Source organism: Candidatus Parcubacteria bacterium (assembly GCA_021414235.1).
Lineage (GTDB): Bacteria > Patescibacteriota > Minisyncoccia > Phycocordibacterales > JAKFXT01 > JAIOOV01.
The window spans coordinates 53863-70994 of sequence record JAIOOV010000003.1; the positions used below are offsets into that span (position 1 = coordinate 53863).

The 17132-nt window shown below is 55.3% G+C and carries 16 protein-coding genes, 2 tRNA genes and 1 rRNA gene; 2 read left to right on the forward strand and 17 right to left on the reverse strand.

The window, feature by feature from the left end:
* Nucleotides 1–4: 4 nt before the first annotated feature.
* The 15 genes from K8Q93_00295 to K8Q93_00365 all read right to left on the reverse strand — a co-directional run bounded on the left by K8Q93_00295 (nt 5) and on the right by K8Q93_00365 (nt 13102).
* Complete coding sequence (locus tag K8Q93_00295) at nt 5–1444, reverse strand: lamin tail domain-containing protein (protein ID MCE9643682.1); 1440 nt, start codon at nt 1442–1444, stop codon at nt 5–7.
* A 19-nt stretch (nt 1445–1463) separates the two neighbouring features.
* Nucleotides 1464–3479, reverse strand: coding sequence for a type IV secretion system DNA-binding domain-containing protein (locus tag K8Q93_00300; GenBank protein MCE9643683.1), 2016 nt, complete (start codon nt 3477–3479; stop codon nt 1464–1466).
* A 69-nt stretch (nt 3480–3548) separates the two neighbouring features.
* A complete protein-coding gene (locus tag K8Q93_00305) occupies nt 3549–3701 on the reverse strand; it encodes a hypothetical protein (GenBank protein MCE9643684.1) in 153 nt (50 codons plus the stop codon).
* Between the two features lie 130 nt (nt 3702–3831).
* Nucleotides 3832–5052, reverse strand: coding sequence for a putative glycoside hydrolase (locus K8Q93_00310; protein ID MCE9643685.1), 1221 nt, complete (start codon nt 5050–5052; stop codon nt 3832–3834).
* A 3-nt stretch (nt 5053–5055) separates the two neighbouring features.
* On the reverse strand, nt 5056–5310 hold the full coding sequence (locus K8Q93_00315) for a hypothetical protein (GenBank protein MCE9643686.1): 255 nt from the start codon (nt 5308–5310) through the stop codon (nt 5056–5058).
* 32 nt (nt 5311–5342) lie between these two features.
* The gene (rsmI, locus tag K8Q93_00320) at nt 5343–6029 is read right to left on the reverse strand and encodes a 16S rRNA (cytidine(1402)-2'-O)-methyltransferase (protein ID MCE9643687.1); all 687 of its coding nucleotides are present in this window, start codon (nt 6027–6029) and stop codon (nt 5343–5345) included.
* Nucleotides 6030–6033: 4 nt separating this feature from the next.
* A complete protein-coding gene (locus tag K8Q93_00325; GenBank protein ID MCE9643688.1) occupies nt 6034–7326 on the reverse strand; it encodes a UDP-N-acetylmuramate--L-alanine ligase in 1293 nt (430 codons plus the stop codon).
* A gap of 23 nt (nt 7327–7349) precedes the next feature.
* Nucleotides 7350–8681, reverse strand: coding sequence for a UDP-N-acetylmuramoyl-L-alanine--D-glutamate ligase (murD, locus tag K8Q93_00330; protein MCE9643689.1), 1332 nt, complete (start codon nt 8679–8681; stop codon nt 7350–7352).
* Between the two features lie 423 nt (nt 8682–9104).
* Complete coding sequence (locus K8Q93_00335) at nt 9105–10319, reverse strand: MFS transporter (GenBank protein ID MCE9643690.1); 1215 nt, start codon at nt 10317–10319, stop codon at nt 9105–9107.
* Between the two features lie 36 nt (nt 10320–10355).
* Nucleotides 10356–10439, reverse strand: a tRNA-Leu gene (locus tag K8Q93_00340).
* 49 nt (nt 10440–10488) lie between these two features.
* A complete protein-coding gene (locus tag K8Q93_00345) occupies nt 10489–11028 on the reverse strand; it encodes a disulfide bond formation protein B (protein ID MCE9643691.1) in 540 nt (179 codons plus the stop codon).
* A 6-nt stretch (nt 11029–11034) separates the two neighbouring features.
* Nucleotides 11035–11424, reverse strand: coding sequence for a hypothetical protein (locus K8Q93_00350; protein ID MCE9643692.1), 390 nt, complete (start codon nt 11422–11424; stop codon nt 11035–11037).
* A 50-nt stretch (nt 11425–11474) separates the two neighbouring features.
* Complete coding sequence (locus K8Q93_00355) at nt 11475–12548, reverse strand: hypothetical protein (protein ID MCE9643693.1); 1074 nt, start codon at nt 12546–12548, stop codon at nt 11475–11477.
* 64 nt (nt 12549–12612) lie between these two features.
* Nucleotides 12613–13026: an NUDIX hydrolase gene (locus K8Q93_00360; protein ID MCE9643694.1), complete on the reverse strand. Its 414-nt coding sequence runs from the start codon at nt 13024–13026 to the stop codon at nt 12613–12615.
* Nucleotide 13027: 1 nt separating this feature from the next.
* Nucleotides 13028–13102, reverse strand: a tRNA-Ile gene (locus K8Q93_00365).
* A 194-nt stretch (nt 13103–13296) separates the two neighbouring features.
* On the opposite strand from K8Q93_00365, the gene K8Q93_00370 reads away from it, so the two are divergent.
* Together K8Q93_00370 and K8Q93_00375 are read left to right on the forward strand one after the other, a co-directional pair.
* Entirely contained in the window at nt 13297–14541 is a 1245-nt protein-coding gene (locus tag K8Q93_00370) for a type III PLP-dependent enzyme (GenBank protein ID MCE9643695.1), read from the forward strand.
* 82 nt (nt 14542–14623) lie between these two features.
* On the forward strand, nt 14624–14881 hold the full coding sequence (locus tag K8Q93_00375; protein MCE9643696.1) for a hypothetical protein: 258 nt from the start codon (nt 14624–14626) through the stop codon (nt 14879–14881).
* A gap of 123 nt (nt 14882–15004) precedes the next feature.
* Here the strand turns inward: K8Q93_00375 and K8Q93_00380 are convergent, their stop codons facing one another.
* Complete coding sequence (locus K8Q93_00380) at nt 15005–15235, reverse strand: hypothetical protein (GenBank protein MCE9643697.1); 231 nt, start codon at nt 15233–15235, stop codon at nt 15005–15007.
* A 254-nt stretch (nt 15236–15489) separates the two neighbouring features.
* Nucleotides 15490–16986 (reverse strand): 16S ribosomal RNA (locus tag K8Q93_00385).
* Nucleotides 16987–17132: the final 146 nt, after the last annotated feature.

Below are 17132 nucleotides of genomic sequence, written 5' to 3' on the forward strand. Positions count from 1 at the left end.
GTGATTAGTACAGACCTTCAATTTCTTGCCTCCCCGCCCGTCCCAGCCAGAAGACACCGAGCAGAGTAGAGCCGAGAAGCGCTCCTAAGAGATAGAACCACTTATACTCCCCCAAGTGCGATGAGGCAGCAGTCGTCGTCGGAAGAGATGCGGCGGCCACAGCCGCTACAACAGGAGAAGAGCGTTCGGGCACAGAAACCCTGGTAGGAGCCTCCGGAGAGATCTTCGGCGCAGACCGCTGCGTAGCAACCGAAGAAACAACAACAGAGGAAGGAGCTGGAGTAGGAACAACGGAGATAATGCCCTCTGCAGTGCTCGTGAGAGCGGGAGTCCCGTTTGGATAGCGAAGTTCTGCAGAAGGAGTGAAAGGAAGTGAGGTCACCCCTTCGGGGAAACGGACACTCTTCTTCGCGAGAAGGAAACTATCTTTCGGAAGAGTATACAACTTCCCTCCCGAGAGGAACTGCCAATACGAGAGGTCCACTTCCTCGCTTCCCCGGTTCTCAATCTCTAGGTACCCTCCGAGCGAATCCCGCCCGCTCCGCAGAGAGAGGTCCGCAGTGGCCACTGTTACGATGAGCTTGTCAGAGTTCGAGAACTCTCCAGAAGAGACATCGAGGGTGGCAACGTAACTGCCGGGATAGTGGTAGGTATGGAGGACATGCTTCCCTTCAGCGTACGCTCCGTCCCCGAAGTTCCAGAGATAGCGGGCATTCTGGAGCGGCTTCTTATCAATCCCGAGCGCCTCTCCTATGAACTCCTCCGGAGTGCCTACGGTTACCGCTCTGTCATCCCCTGCATAGGAATAGATCTGCGGCTTAGTAGGCCATTTGGAAGAGCTGCCCGAGACAGGGGCGCTCGATTGGGTTACTGATGGAGTAGTCGAGGAAGTCTCTGTGGAAGTATCGGCAGAGGAAGATTCTGTGGAACTACTCGAGCTTCCTGCGGAAGATGAAGAGAGAGCGGATCCAGGCGTCGGGAGCGCTGCGATCCAGCTTCCCTCTGACTTTTGCAAACTCTTGCCATCACCTGCCGCACCCATCTCTGAGGAATAGGTGAACTGATCAATATCAAGGAGAGCAGTGTCCTTCAGTACGAGCGTCTCTCCAGTATTAGAAAGGGAGAAAGAACTATCGAAGATAGTTCCTGAGAACGACGGATTATCCGTCAGGAACTTAGCGGGGTTATCCGCAATAATGGCGACACCTCCCGCAGCAAGCATCGCGTCCCCCTGGGAGAGGGTCAGAGCGTGGTTGGTCTCGGCTTCACGGAAGCGATAGTCGGAGACGTCTATAGCTGAGCTCCCGCTATTGCGTATCTCCACCCACTCCCGCCCACTATCACCCCCGGTCTCGAGGTCGTACATAACCTCGCTGAACTCTACCTGCGCGGAGGCAGAGAGTGGGAGAGCTATGGCGATGATCAGCGAAATTCGCGTGAACATAGACCGCGCCGCTTCGAAACTATTCGAGCAGGCGCTTGAGTTCGTCTTCGGGTACTTCGCGTACATGCGAAGCCTTGGGTCTTGGGGCAGGACGCTCAGCGGCTTGATTCGACTCAGGAGGATCTTCCCTTCTCTCTTCCTTCGGAAGCGGATTAGGGGGAACAGGAGTCGCTTTCGGAGCAGAAGCTAGGCCGCTTGGATTCTGTTTCTTGAGGGCCTCCTGGAGCGCAGCATGGAGGAGCTCTTTGTTGGCGGTCTTGCCGCCGCGGACTTCCCCTTTCGGCTGGGGAGGTTTCCTGAGGCTTTCGTTCTGGGAAGGCTCGGATGAACGACTCGGGGCCGTTTTAGTCACAGGAGGACGCGGGGCTTGAGGCGCAGGCGTCTGGCTCTCTGACCTCGGAGGAGACGAGTCGCGTGGCGGTCTCGGCATCTCCGGCGGACGAACGACGGAGGGTTTCTCTACGGGAGGTCGATGAGCGGGTGCCGCAGCGGGAGGCACTTTGGGAATAGACGGTATGGAAGAAGCGTCTTCCTTTACCACAGAAGCAAGCACCGCACGAAGGCCAGTGAGATGCTGCTTGGATTCAAAATTCTCGCGCTCTGCTTCGCGCACCAGCGCGGACGGAACGCGAGGGGCGTCTTCCCTCACAGAAGGCGGACGAGGCGTAGCTATAGGAGTCGGACGCGGAGCCGAGGTGGAAGCCGAAGGACCAGCAGCCTCTTTCGGCTTGAGGCTCGCCACCACCGCAGACGACTGGGTCTGTTCAGCGATACTCACCTCCACCTGTGCACGCGGCTTAGCATAGACCATGCGCGAATTAGCGATGACACTATCCCTGAAAGAAAGCGCGGGAGCGGGTATCGGCGGCATGGTAGTGGCAGAAAAAGGCGTAGAGCTGACTCCGTCGATCATGAGCTTAAGATATATCTGGCGTATCCCTAGGTTCACGATGTCTTCGGCCAGGAAGTGTGGAGCGAACTCCTTCTCGAAGAGCTCTGCATCGATTGCCCCCACGCGGAAGGCGATCAGGGTACCGACGTTGCCGATGACTGCGGCACGCACTTCTTCCGACATCTGCTCCACGTACTGATGGGCGATGGTCAGATTCAACTTATACTTGCGCGCCTCCGAGAGGATGTCTGCGAAGGACTCGTTGGCGAAGGACTGGAATTCGTCCACGTAGAGATAGAAATTCGGGAGCTTAGCGAGCTTGTCTGCCGGCACATCCGCGCGGCTCATGGCCGCGAGATATATCTTGGTAATGAGCATGCTACCGAGGAGATTGGCATTGCTCTCCCCCACCTTGCCCTTAGAGAGGTTGATGATGAGGATCTTCTTCTCATCCATCATCTTACGGATATCAAAGGTGGAATTCTCCTGACCCACGATATTGCGGATGAGCGGATTAGAGGTGAACTGTCCCACTTTGTTCTGGATGGCAGGGGTCGCCTCCGCTGCGAACTTGTCCGTATACTTGGCGAACTCATCCACCCAGAAGGATTTGGTTCCGGGATCCTTCACCGACTCCACCACCTTGTTGCGGAACGCTTTGTCCGTGAGCATCTTGTTGATACCCATCATGGTGGCGCCGGGGAATTCAAGAAGAGCCAGCACCGTGTTCTGGAGGATGTACTCCATACGCGCAGACCAGGCATCCTCCCAGATCTTGTGGAAGGCACTCATGAGACCGGAGACCACTAAATGACGACGATCCGCACCGATATCCTCGATGACGTTGAAGCCGATGGGGTACTCCATGTCGAAGGGCGCGAAATACAAAACATCCTTCACGCGATCTTCCGGTATGTAATCGAGGAGCTTCTCCGCAGTGCCGCCGTGCGGGTCGATGAAGGCGAGACCATCCCCATTCTGGATGTCCTGGATTGCCATGTTCTCGAGCAGGGTCGATTTACCCATGCCCGTCTTGCCGATGACGTAGACGTGCTTGGTACGGTCCACCGCCTTGATGCCGAAGGGCACCTTCTTATTGCGCGTGTCGGTCAGGCCGAAATAGGTGATGCGATTGTCGTCCATAGAAAGAAAGTCCCAGATAGTATACCAAAAATAATTCGGGACCCCACTTTTCAGCGGGGTCCCTTCTGATCATCTTAATTTCCACCGGTTGTGGGTACGATCGTACTGTTTGACCATCTCTCGGTAGACGGGCTCCATCTGAGCAAGGCCCGGCGAGTAGCCGACAAGCGGCTTTCCACTCTCCAACACCTCTATCATTTCGCCCACATGGCGGGGATCCATGCGTCCGACGTAGCCTCCCCAGATAGCTTGGAGGGCTTCGAGCGGCAATTCATCGATTTCGATCAGAATCCTCCAGGAAAGAGCAGAGGCCGATATTACCCTCTTCGACTTCGAATAGGCAAGCCTTCGGTTACTTCTCTAAAACCTGCCGCAGACTCGTGTATTTATTCGCCGCATCCCAGAAGATCCAGGACGTAAGCCCTGCGTCATACGTCGCCTGTATCTGCGCCTTCACCATCTCCGGAGTGTAGGGTACCGGGTAATCGAAGCTTTGGAGCCAGGGGCGCATCTTCGTACGATCGTATGAAGGCTTAGCGTAGAGCTGCGGCGAAGTCGAAGCGATTAAGGTATGAGTGAGGGCTGCCACAATAGTCGTAGTGCCAGCCGCGCGGTCCGCTGCTCTCTTCATGGAAAACTGCACGATGTTGTAGGCATTAGCATTCACGTTCTTGTAGCCGTTGAAGCCTGTGGGATAGTGCGAGGGATAGACCATCGGATAGATGTAGTCGAAGTACGGCAGCGCGCGCTCCAAAACCTGGCCGATGTTGAGATCATCCACATTAGTGGCGGTCATGCCGAAGAGATCCGCGGAGAGGACTGCGCCCGTCGGGCGGAGCTTCTCACTGAGATATTTGAAAAACTCCTCGAGCGCCTCTGGCTTGCTCTTACCCTTGCTCCAAGTGTAATCCGCCTCCGCCATGGGGCCGTCGGAGGGGAAGCGTACGTAATCGAAATTGAGCTCGTCGAAGCCGAGCTCGTAGGAAATCTTGCCGAGCTCCACTACGTGATCCCAGTACGGACGAGCACCGACATCCACGAAGGCGAGCCCCTTGTTGTCCTTCCAGACTCCCCCGCTCTTCTTCTGTACCGCCTGCTCCGGATACTGCGAAGTGTAGTAGGGGTTCTGGAACGTGGTAATGCGACCAATGACGAAGATGCCTTTCTCATGGAGCGAAGCGATGAACTCCTTCATATCCTTGGCGCCACAGGCGTCGGAGACGGAATCCTTCAATAGCGGATTGTCCGTAGGAAAGGAGATCTTGCCGGTGAAATCGCGGATATCGATGATGATCGCGTTAAGCTCTGTATCTTCCACTAGCTTCACCAGGCCGTTGCGGATGGATGGAGTACCAGAAACACACTGGCTCATGTAGATGGCCTTGAGAGGTTCCGGAGCAGGTAGATGCTTGGCGGCAGGAAGAGTCGGCTTTAGAGGAGTCGAGCTTGCTACGGATACTTCAGCTGCAGCCGCCGGAGCATTCTCGTAGGTAATAGGGGTGAGATATGGAAAAGCAGAGACACCCGCAAGGAGGAGAAGAGCGGGTAAAGCGATGATCGGAAGAAATCGCATGACTTACGCTTCCGAAGACGGATGGAGAGGAGCCGACTGATTACTCTGGGAAGATCCGCTGAACTCCTTGCGAGAACGACGTACGATGATGGGCTTCCCTGGCACGTGCTTCTTCTTGGGTACGCCCGAGTAGTAGCTCGCAGAAGCGATTCCCGCGCCGAGGATGAAATACAGAGGGGTCTTCCAGGAACCCGGAAGCCCTAGGAACGGCATGATGGCCACCAAGACGCCGAGCGTAGTAACAAGCTGTCTATACATCACACGATTATACGACAGCGCTTTTTTCTGCGCTAGGCGCGACCGCTCACCATCAGCACGAATTCACCCCGCACTTTCTCTGGATTCTCGAGGAAATACGCCCTCACCTTCTCTGGCGAATCAGAGACGACTTCTTCATATATCTTGGATATCTCGCGGGAGACCACGAGAGTACGCGTGGGCTCGAGCTTCTCTACGAGCGCATCAAGCGTCTTTTCGAGACGATGTGGGGATTCATAGAAGGCCACCGTACGGGTGGAATCGGCGATCTCTGCAAACAGCGTGTTCCTCCCCTTCTTGTGCGGCAGGAATCCTAAGAACAGGAAGTCAGAAGACGGAAGACCGGAGACAGAGAGTGCTGCGGTGAGGGCGGAGGGTCCGGGGATGGCGATGATGGAAACTTCCGCGCCAAGCGAGGTACGGATAGCAGCCACAAGCTTAGCGCCGGGATCCGAGATCGCAGGCGTCCCGGCGTCCGAGACGAGCGCTAAATTCTTTCCTTCTTTCAAAAGCTCGACGATCTTCTCTTCTTTGGCCTCATCGGAATTCGAATGATATGAGAGCGTCGGCGTATGGATATCGTAATGAGAGAGGAGCTTGCGGGTGAGCCGCGTATCCTCGCAGAGGATCATGTCAACTTCTTTCAATATGCGAAGCGCGCGCGGAGAAACATCTTCTAAATTCCCGATCGGTGTCGCAACGACGGAGAGAGTAGCCATAGATTTATGAAAGTATAGCTTCACCTACCTTGTGCGCCTCGCCAGCGCCAAGCGTAAGTACAAGATCAGAGGGACCAAGCGTGCTCTTGAGATATTCTTCCGCTTCAATGAAGGAAAGCGGAGAAACTTTGACTCCGCGCTTTCCGAGTTCGTCAGCGAGCATCTCGGAAGAGGTGGACCCGTCATCCTGCTCGCGCGCGGCATAGATCGGGAGCACAATCACTTCGTTGGCATCCCCGAAGCTCTCCGCGAATTCCGGAAGCAGGAGCCGCGTACGGCTATAGAGGTGCGGCTGGAAGACCGCCACAATGCGGCGATCCGGATACTTCTCCCGCGTACCTTCGAGCGCCGCTCGTACCTTAGGAGGGTTGTGCGCGTAATCGTCATAGACAAAGGCTCCCGCAGGAGTCTCACCCTTATACTCGAAGCGCCGTGCGGTACCTTCAAAGGAAGCGAGTGCGGGCAATACCACATCGTCTTTCACTCCTACAGTTCGCGCGGCAGAGAGTGCAGCCTTAGCATTCGCGATATTGTGTTTGCCTGGGAGCTTGAGCTGCGGGATTTCCCCCGCTTCAGCATAATTGACGACCGTAGCCCTGAGCCCCTCAATGACAGGAAACAGATGGGGGTTCGCCGTATCGCAGACGACGAAGCCGTCTTCAGGCACTTTGAGCGCAAGTTCGCGGAAGGCGCTCTGGATATCTTCAAGATCCCTGTAGTAATCGAGGTGATCCCGATCAATGTTGGTGATGACCAGCACCTGCGGAGAGAAGTAGAGGAAGTGCCTCATGTATTCGTCCGCCTCCACCACGAAATATTTTCCACCGCCTGGGCGGAAATTACTCTTGGTCTTGACGCGCAGCGATCCCACAACTGCCGTAGGATCAAGCTTTGCCTCCTCCAATATATCGGTAAGCATGGCAGTCGTGGTCGTCTTGCCGTGAGTACCCGCGACGGCAAAGAGGTAATACCCACGGGTCGCTTTCCCAAGGGCTTCGAAATATGAGAGCGTGGGCACGCCGCGCGAGCGCGCTTCTTCAAGCACCGCCGGATGCTTGGTGAGCCAGGCGTCGCTATATATGTAGCAATCGGCGGAAGGGAGCGCCTTGGGATCTAGGTCAAGGGAGATGGAGACTCCCTGAGCACGGAGCTCATCAAGCGTCGCCGCGCTTTCGTTATCCTCCGTGCCGGAGATCACACGACCCTCGTGATGCAGGAGCCGTGCGAGCGCGGAGATACCGATCCCTCCGATGCCAATGAGGTGTATCCGCTTCGCCTGTGTGAGAGATTCTTCCACGGAAAGGAGTATAGCAAATGACCCTACTTGAGCGCCCTGATGAGCTTCAGGAACTTCTCTCCCCTATCGTATTCATTCTGGAAGAGACCGAAGGACGCAAAAGCCGGACTGAAGAGGATGACGTCCCCCTTCTCAGTGGCATCGAAGGCTTCGCGTATCGCCCCCGAGAGATTGGTTACTCGCACAACCTTCTTTTCAAGCACCGCAGAAAGCACCAGCTTATCCGTCCCCGTTCCCGGCAGGAGGATTATCTTCTTCGTATGCTTCGGCAGGACCAAGAGGAGCTTACTCATATCGAGCTCCTTGTCCGCCCCGCCCATGATGAGGATGGGTTTCTGTGGGGCGAGAGCGGCGAGCGCTGCACGAGTCGCATCCGGCGTAGTGGCGTTGGTGTCGTTGTACACTTTGACCCCGCGCACCTCGCGCACGAATTCGAGGCGTCCCGGAAGACCGATGAAATTAGCCAGCGTCTCTCGCATCACATTCTCCGGCACGCCGAGCGCGCGGACAGCTTCCACAGCAAGCGCTGCGTTCTCCCGGTTGTGCTCCCCGGGAATAGCGAGTTTGAAGGAAGGCGGTAGCTCCGAAGGAAGGATCAGCTTCCCCTTCCACTCATGCTCCTTAACGATGGTACGGATCTGCTTGGCAATCCCGCGGCCCGCCACCAGTACACCCCCTTTATCCTGATGCAGGAAGATCTGCGCCTTGTCCTTGAAATATTGCTCCGGGTCGCTCTTGTAGTAGTTGCGGTGATCCTCGAGCAGATTGCTGAAGACGGCGACCTGGGGAGAGATCCTGGCTTCGCCAAAGCCCTGGAGCTGCCAGGAGTCGAGCTCAAGGACGGTAATATCGCCCGGCTTCACCTTGGGTAAAAGACCCAGAGTAGAGACGCCACGGACATTGCCGCCGAGGTGCACTTTTTTTCCTGAGGCCTTGAGCATCTCATACACCAGATGCGTGATGGTGGATTTTCCGCGAGTGCCGGTGACACCCACGATCGGCCCTGGTGCAAAGCGCGCGAAGAGTGAGGCACTCATCTCCACTGGTATCCCCTGCGCATGCGCTTCCGCGATGTAGGGAGAATGGAGCGGCACACCGGCATTCTTCACCACCAAATCAACGTTATGAAAATCTGCGATATCATGCTTCCCCAGGACATAGCGGATGTCTTTGTATTTCTTGAGCTTCGTAAGCGAAGGGCGAAGTTCCTCCTCGCTCTTGAGATCGGTCACCGTGAGCACAGCTCCGCACTTGGCCAGGAACTCAGCATCCCCTGCACCGCGGCCGAGAAGGCCTAGGCCCATGAGGGTAATGCGCTTCCCTTTGAAAAACGATTTATAGTCCGCAGGATTCATAGGAGACACTATATCCACCATACGGCTCTTTGCCCAGACCAGCCTCGTTAAACGGGATTGACTTTGCGCTGGCTGCGGAGTTATGGTGAAGCTTGGCCTTCCTGTTTTTCTGTGAACCGGGGCCAACGTGTAACCATAGACTTCTAGCTTAGGGGACTAAAACGATGAGTGGTCTGGACAAACCTCTGGTCGCACATCCACTGGAACTCGGCGATAACGGCGCACCTCTTCCCTTCGGAAGAGAACGCGGGCCACGAGACGAAGGCGAAAAGATCCCTCCTCCCTATGGAGATGATCTTGTCGTCCAAAATTGTCTCTTGGCTAAGACCAAGAAGCCGTAGAGCTAGGAACACAACCGGGGGCGAGGGTTCAGCGCAACCCTTGCCCCGGAAGGTAACGGCGTCCGATGAGGACGGCCGTTTTTTAATTTCGTCGCATGAACACGAAGAGGATACCCCAAGAGAGGAAAATGAGGGCGGAACCCGCGAGGAACGGAGCGTTCAAGCCGAGGAATCCACCGCCAAGACCGGCGGCCACCGGGATCACTCCCTGAGCGAGCGCCATGAGGGAGCCATTGATGCCGAGTGCTGCTCCCTGCCGGTCCGCAGAGACGCTCTTTGAGACGAGCGCGCTCATGTTGGCCATAGTGAGACCTTGCGGGATAGCGAAGAACGGCATGAGCACGAAGAGGTAGAGTGCTTCGGGCATGAAGGGATAAAGCGCGAGCATAGCCGCTACTGAGAAAATACTCACTTTCAGGATCTTCCTCTCTGCAAATTTTCCGGAGAGGATACGCAGGATCACGAGCTGAGTGAAGACGATCCAGAAGCCAGTAACAGCAAAGAAGGTGCCGACACCTTTCTCATCGAAGCCAAAGCGGTTTACCAAGAGGATGGAGATGAAGGAAGTGAAGAAAGCGAAGCCCGCCATATAGAGAAAGCTCGAGAGATATACTGGCCGGGCATCGTGATCATCGAACGCCGCCTTTATATTCTGAATCCCCTTCAGAATGTGGAAACTGCGCTTCTCAGCAGCAGGAGTGCGGCGTGTCTCCGGCAGGAAGAAATACAGGAAGAGGACGTTGAGGATGCCGAGCGCTCCTGCAAACCAGAACGGCGCAGACGCGCTATGAAAATACCCAGCGATCAATCCCCCGAGGAGCGGACCGAGGATGAAGCCGATGCCGAAAGCAGCCCCGGTGAGCCCGAAGTTCTTGGCCCGATCCTTGGGTTCGGTCACGTCCGCGATCGTCGCCTGCGCGATGCTGAAGTTCGCCCCCGCGATACCCGCCACGATACGGCTCACGATGAGGAGTGCGAGCGAAGCTGTCTCGACGCCGAAACCAAAGAGAAGCTGAGAAAGCGCAAGGACCGCGACGCCGGTAATAAGGAGTCGCTTGCGGCCATAGACGTCAGAGAGCTCGCCTAAGAGCGGCGCTGCGATGAATTGCATCAATCCGAACAAAGCAGTCACGAGCCCTGCAATGAGAAACTGCGCACTCTGCGAATAGCCCTGCAGAATAAAGTGCGAAGAAGCTGGATCGGTGAAGATGATCGGAATAATGGGAATGATCATCCCGATACCGATCATGTCGAGAAGCAGCGTGCCGAAGATAACGGGGAGGATTCTTTTTTGCATAAATAAAAAGCCTAAAGTTCTTGATTATGCACTTTGTGGGCGAGGGGAGACTCGAACTCCCAATCCCTTGCGGGAACTACGACCTGAACGTAGCGCGTCTACCAATTTCGCCACTCGCCCACAAAATCCACAATGACCCGCCCATACTAGCGGAAACCCCGATGTCGGACTAGCCCCGACTTTCAAAAGAACGAGAAACGAGAGAAACAGCAAGCAACATCAGAAGCGCGCTGATTGCCATCACCGGGAAGGTCACGTAACCGAATTCCTGGAAATAGATCTTGGAGCAATCGGGGCCATTCGCAGCACACGGAAGCAGAGAGAGATTGAAGGTCTGGAGAAGCCAGTGCGCCCCAGCGAAGAAGAGGCCGAAAACGGAGAGCGGGAGCGTGTAGCGCCAGATCCCGTTATCTCTCCGAAGCCAGGCAATGAAGAAGAGGACCACCTGCGGATAGATGAAGATGCGCTGCCACCAGCAGAGCGTGCATGGCTCGAAACCGACGATCTCTGAATAGTAGAGACTCAAGACGAAGGAGAAGAGAGCGATGAGTGCCCCCCAGAGGAGCATGGGCCGCACGAGCGAGGCAGGCAGATAATCCTGCGGATATTTCCCGAATAGCATCCCCGCAAATACTGCGACAAGCGCGATGTCCGCCACAACAGTAGCGAAAGAGAGGATCGTGGTGATGAGAGCTGCGTTCTCTGCCATAAGGACTTAATTGGAAGCAGGCAGCGGACATCCTGTCTTCTCGGCAAGGATGGCAGGAGTAAGCGTCTCAGCATCCCTCGTGCCGTCCGCGAATTGCCAGGTAGGATAGCCGGTAACGCCAGCATCCGTGCAGACCTTGAGCTGCCCCTTGCCGTTCGGCGTGGAGCACTCCACATACGGGAGAAGCTTGGCCGACTTGGCACCGAAGAGCGCCTTCTGCTCCTTGCAGTGCGGGCACCAGAACGCTCCATAGAAGGTCACCCCTTTCTCCTTGAGACACAAGGCAAGGCCGTCATACTGTCCCGGCGTGCGGGCATCGATGACGTACCAGGCTAGGAGTCCTCCGATGATGAGAACGGTGATAACGCCCCATACCCATTTAGCGGTTCGGTTCATAGGAAACATCCTAACATGCCGAATGACTCCTTAGGAAAGAGCATCTCCACTCAAGCCGACCATTTGGAAAATGAGCTGACAATGGTTCCGTATACCGGCAAGGAGGGCAGCCACGTACCAGGGAGCTGTACAGGAGAGGAGGTGTAATTGGCATTTCCAAAGCCTAGCTTGCCATTCAACCCATGCCCCCAAAGCCACAATGAACCATCGGCTTTTAAAGCAGATGTATGAAAATTCGCTGCAAAAACAGAAACCCAGGTGCCCGCAAGCTGCACTGGAGAAGAACGGTCAATAGTATCCCCGAGCCCCAAGCGACCACTCGCACCAGTGCCCCAGATCCACAGAGAACCATCGTCTTTAATGGAAGCTGTGTGATTTGCTCCAGCGGCCACCATACTCCACGAGCCAGATATCTGCACCGGAGAAGAACGGTCAGCAGTATCAGCAAGACCGAGCTTCCCAAGCGCTCCAGCTCCCCAGACCCACAGAGAGTTATCAGGTCTTAAGGCAGCACCGAACGCGCCGCCAAGTTCTACGATTTTCCATGTTCCAGCGAGCTGCGCTGGAGAGGAGCGATTCAAAGTATTTCCAAGACCCTGTCTCGCGTTAGTACCCGCACCCCACACCCACAACGTTCCGTCCGATCTCACACTTGAGCCGAAGGCGATGCCAAGAGATACGCTTTTCCAAGTCCCCGCGATCTGCACCGGAGAAGAGTGGTCTATTATGACCCCAAGACCGTGTCGTCCGCTTGTGCCATTACCCCATCCCCAGAGCGAGCCGTCTGGCTTCAGCGCGATTGAATGGGTGTTACCAAGAGAAGCGGCACTCCATGTACCAGTGATCTGCGTGGGAGAGGAGCGATCAAGAGTATCTCCAAGACCGTTCCTCCCGTTGGCAGCAGCCCCCCATAGCCACATGGAAGCATCTGGTCGAAAACCGATGGAGTGAGCGTTACCGAGCGTTATCGCGCTCCAAGTGCCCGCAAGTTGCACTGGAGAGGAGCGGTCGGCCGTATCTCCAAGACCCATCCGGCCACTGGAACCCGCGCCCCATATAAAAAGATTGGGACCGATATCCTTAGCGGCAGCCTGAGAATTGAAGGACAACCGATCCGACAGCATGTCTCTGAATTATTCCACCCTTTCCTGACGTCAACAACCAGAGAAGGGCAGGGGTTCCTAGGAGTTAAGCGAAAAAATTCTCCAAGATCTTGTGATATTCAGGAAAAAGCGTGATTTCCTTAAGATCTTCCTTCCCTATCCAGCGAACCTCAGCAATCTCCCCATCGTCAAAAGAAAACTGAGTGCTTTCATCCAGAGAACCTCGGAAGGCAATCGCCACAGTTTGAAGACCGGTCTTTCGCTTGATGAAAGTCCCTGCCCAGATTACTTCCCCTATGGTGGGTTCTACCCCTATCTCCTCGCGGATCTCCCGAGCTAGGCCAATCTCCAAAGTCTCCCCCGCATTCAAGACTCCCCCAGGAAGATCCCAGAAATCCTGGTCATGCGCGTTCCGACAGACCACTACTTTCCCGTTCGGAGAAACCAAGACCCCTTTGCACGATACCTTGCCAACAAAATGCTCTTCTCCTTCTTTCATATGGTGCGAGTGGAAGGAATCGGACCTTCGACCTTTTCATTATCAGTGAAATGCTCTACCACTGAGCTACACTCGCTTGTCGGAGGAATATAACAGAAAGGAGGGTAGGTGACAATTGAACCCAAGGAGGGATTCTTGGTTATCCACCCCTTGTGCTCAGGGCCACGGAATGTATGATAAGCGGCGTTACCAATTTTTTAGCCTCCTTCAAACAGACGGTCACCGACGTACTGGAGACGGAACGAGCGGAGGAAAATTCTCTAAGAGGAAATGGATCACCCCCCACAGAAGGAATACGAGACGGAGGTCGTCGAGTACCCTTGGATACCAAGCACTACTAAGAACCGCCAGCAGAAAAAAAGCCTCAAAAGCTCCCCTATCGCCGCGCCGGATAAACTGTCACGACTGATCGCAGAGCAGAATCCCCAGACGCCCTTCCTGGCTGTCGACCTGGATGTCATCGCCGCCAACTACAGATCCCTCCGCACCAACCTGCCGAAAGCGGAGGTCTTTTACGCAGTGAAAGCCAACCCAGAGCCAGAGGTGGTCCGTCTCCTCGTAGGACTCGGCTCCTCCTTCGACGTCGCGAGCCCTGCCGAGATAGAGCTCGTCCTCGGAGCCGGCGCAGAGGCGAACCAGGTCTCCTACGGCAACACCATCAAGAAGGAGCGCGATATCGCCTTCGCCTACGAGCAAGGCGTCCGCCTCTTCGCCTTCGATTCCGAAGAGGAACTCCTGAAGATCGCGCGAGTGGCCCCGAGATCCAAAGTCTTTTGTCGGATACTCACCAGCAATGAAGGCGCAGAGTGGCCGCTCTCACGCAAATTCGGCTGCGAGATAAGTATGGCCCGCGATCTCCTCATCAAAGCGCAGGAACTCGGCTTAGAGCCGCACGGAGTTTCCTTCCACGTAGGCTCACAGCAGACTCGTCTGGATCAGTGGGATACGCCACTCCGCGAAGCCTCTGAACTATTCACCTCGCTCAAAGAGGCTGGTATCACCCTCTCCATGGTCAACATCGGCGGAGGACTCCCTGCACACTACCAGAACGACATCGAACCAGTAGAGGCCTATGCCGCCGCGATCTCTGATGCGATGACGAAGTCTTTCAGGACAGAGCAGCCGCAGATGATCATCGAGCCAGGTCGCTCGCTCGTCGGCGACTCCGGCACTATCGAGACAGAGATCGTCCTTATATCTAAGAAGTCCTACACAGACGATGTCCGCTGGGTCTACCTCGATATCGGAAAATTCGGGGGTCTCGCCGAGACGCACGACGAAGCCATCAAATACCGCATCGAAGTGATCGGGCGCAGCGGCCCCACCGCCCCCGTGATCCTCGCCGGTCCCTCCTGCGATTCCGTAGATATCCTCTACGAGAAGTTCCAGTATCAGCTGCCGCTCTCGATGAGGGTGGGTGACCGCATCCGCATCCATGCGACCGGTGCATATACCTCGAGCTATTCCTCCGTCGGCTTCAACGGCTTTGCGCCGCTGCCCACCTATTGCATCTAGAGAATAGCAGGAATAGACTGCCACCAGACCAAAGTAGGTCTGGTGGCAGTTTTGCAATCCTTCAACCTTAGAGCAGGGGCACATGCCAATCAAACGGATTAACGGACGCACCACTCAATACAAGGGACGCTCCAGACAGGCACGCCCTGGAACATCCCGGGCCCTTAGGACCCAAGAGCAAGACCAAGAGGTAACCCCGAGCGACAAGGTCGCATGGACGGCCAAGCCGCCTGCAAAAGAGACCAGCCGTCCTTCTGCACAAGCGAGCGCTCGTGCCGCGCGCGATCTCCTCGACAAGAAGGCTGCTGCGCGAGCTGCTGCCAGAACCTCCACCACCTGACCGATACAACCCCGCCCGCCGTTCCTCAGAACGGCGGGCGGCGATTCGTTTACATACAAAAACAAAAGACCCCCTTGCTCTGCTGCGCGGAGTTGCGCGCAGCAGAGCAAGATGGGTCCGAGATCAGACGAGGAGAGACCGGAGCCAGGGATAGATATTCATCCATCCGTGAAGCCAGGGATAGTACTCGCTGTCAGCGAGAAACGTACCGATGCTGGCGGCGAAATAAAGCAGAAGAAGGAGAGCGAGGAAGGTGCGAATGTTGCCGTTACCAACGCATTCACCCTCGAGGTAGGCCCGTGAGTGGTTCTTGACCACTTCAAAGTCGATAAGCTTCGAATCGGAGTTTGCCACGGTGTTCCCCCTTCGGAACGTTAAGCTGTTTTAACTATACACACAATATACATATCTGTCAACCCCCTCTCAAACAAAGCAAAAACCACCCTTTTGGGGTGGTTTTTGCGAGTATTACTATCCTTTCTTTTGTTCCGTTCTAACCGTCCTTTCCCGGTACGGTGTCGGTCGCTCCAATTTAAGGTTTAAGAGCGATTACCTACTTCTTGCGAAGTATCGGCCGATCAGTCCTAGGCTTGCGCCCGGACATTTCAATTTGAATAATTCCACGAACAGCTTCCGCTACCCGTGCCTTGTTACGACTTACTCCCTGTCACCGAGCTTACCGTGATCCCGCTTGCGCGGGGCTTCGGGTATTCCCGGCTCCCTTGAGTTGACGGGCGGTGAGTACAAGACTTGAGAACGTATTCACCGCGGTATAGCTGACCCGCGATTACTAGCGATTCCGGCTTCATGGAGTCGAGTTGCAGACTCCAATCTGAATTGGGGCCACCTTTCTAAGGATTTGCTCCGGCTCGCGCCATTGCGTCCCGTTGTAGTGGCCATTGTATCACGTGTGTAGCCCAGGGTATCTAAGGGCATGCTGACCTGGCGTCATCCTCTCCTTCCTCCCCCGCAGCTACGCACCTTTCTTTTTAGAAAAGCTGCGCAATTGCGGGGGCAGTCTCGCCTGACACTTGAAACAGGCAACGAGGGTTGCGTTCGTTACCCCACTGAAGGGAACAGTTCAAACCACGAACTGACGACGGCCATGCACCACCTGTCTAGCCGCCCTTGTGAGGCGCTAAATCTTTCGGCTTAGCTTCGTCTAGATTTCTAACCCTGGTAAGGTTCTTCGTTTAACGTCGAATTAAACCACATGATCCACCGCTTGTGCAAGTCCCCGTCTATTCCTTTGAGTTTTAACCTTGCGGTCGTACTACCCAGGCGGTTTTCTTAACGCGTTAGCTTCGCCTCTCAGAGGGTCGATTCTCCGAAAAGCCAGAAAACAAAGTTTAGGGCGTGGACTACTGGGGTATCTAATCCCATTCGCTACCCACGCTTTCGTGTTTGAGTGTCAGAAATGCGCCAGCATGCTGCCTTCGCTTTCGGTGTTCCCCATAATATCAACGGATTTCACCCCTACACTATGAGTTCCGCATGCCTCTCGCACTCTCTAGTCGTACCGTTTCCCCCGCAGATCCAGGGTTGAGCCCCGGGTTTTAACAGAAGACTAATACGACCACCTACACACCCTTTACGCCCAATGATTCCGGATAACGCTTGGGGCCTCTGTATTACCGCTCCTGCTGGCACAGAGTTAGGAGCCCCTTATTCATGAGGTACCGTCAATTACTTCTTCCCTCATAAAAGACCTTTACGTCCCGAAGGACTTCATCAATCACGCGGCGTCGCTCCGTCAGGCTTGCGCCCATTGCGGAAGATTCTCGACTGCGGCCACCCGTAGGTGTATGGACCGTATCTCAGTTCCATCGGTGGGGGTCAGCCTCTCAGCTCCCCTAAGCGTCGTCGCCTTGGTAGGCCATTACCCTACCAACTAGCTGATACTGCGCAGGCTTCTCCAGAAGCGATAAATCTTTACTCTCGCGAGACTATCGGGAATTATCCTGCCTTTCGGCAGGTTATGCCCGACTTCTGGGTAAATTCCTACGTGTTACTACCTCGTCTGCCGTGGGTCTAACCCACTCGACTTGCATGCCTTATCCACGCCGCCAGCGTTCATCCTGAGCTAGGATCAAACTCTAATAAAAGAGATGTTGTCGCGATACAAAGCTTGCGCCTTGTATCGGGACACTATATCCGTTCGAACGGAACAAGAGAAAAGATAGTCTTTACTCATGCGTTTCGATGGTACTCAGGACTCCTGTTGATTAGACAGGATCCGAAATCATTTTTT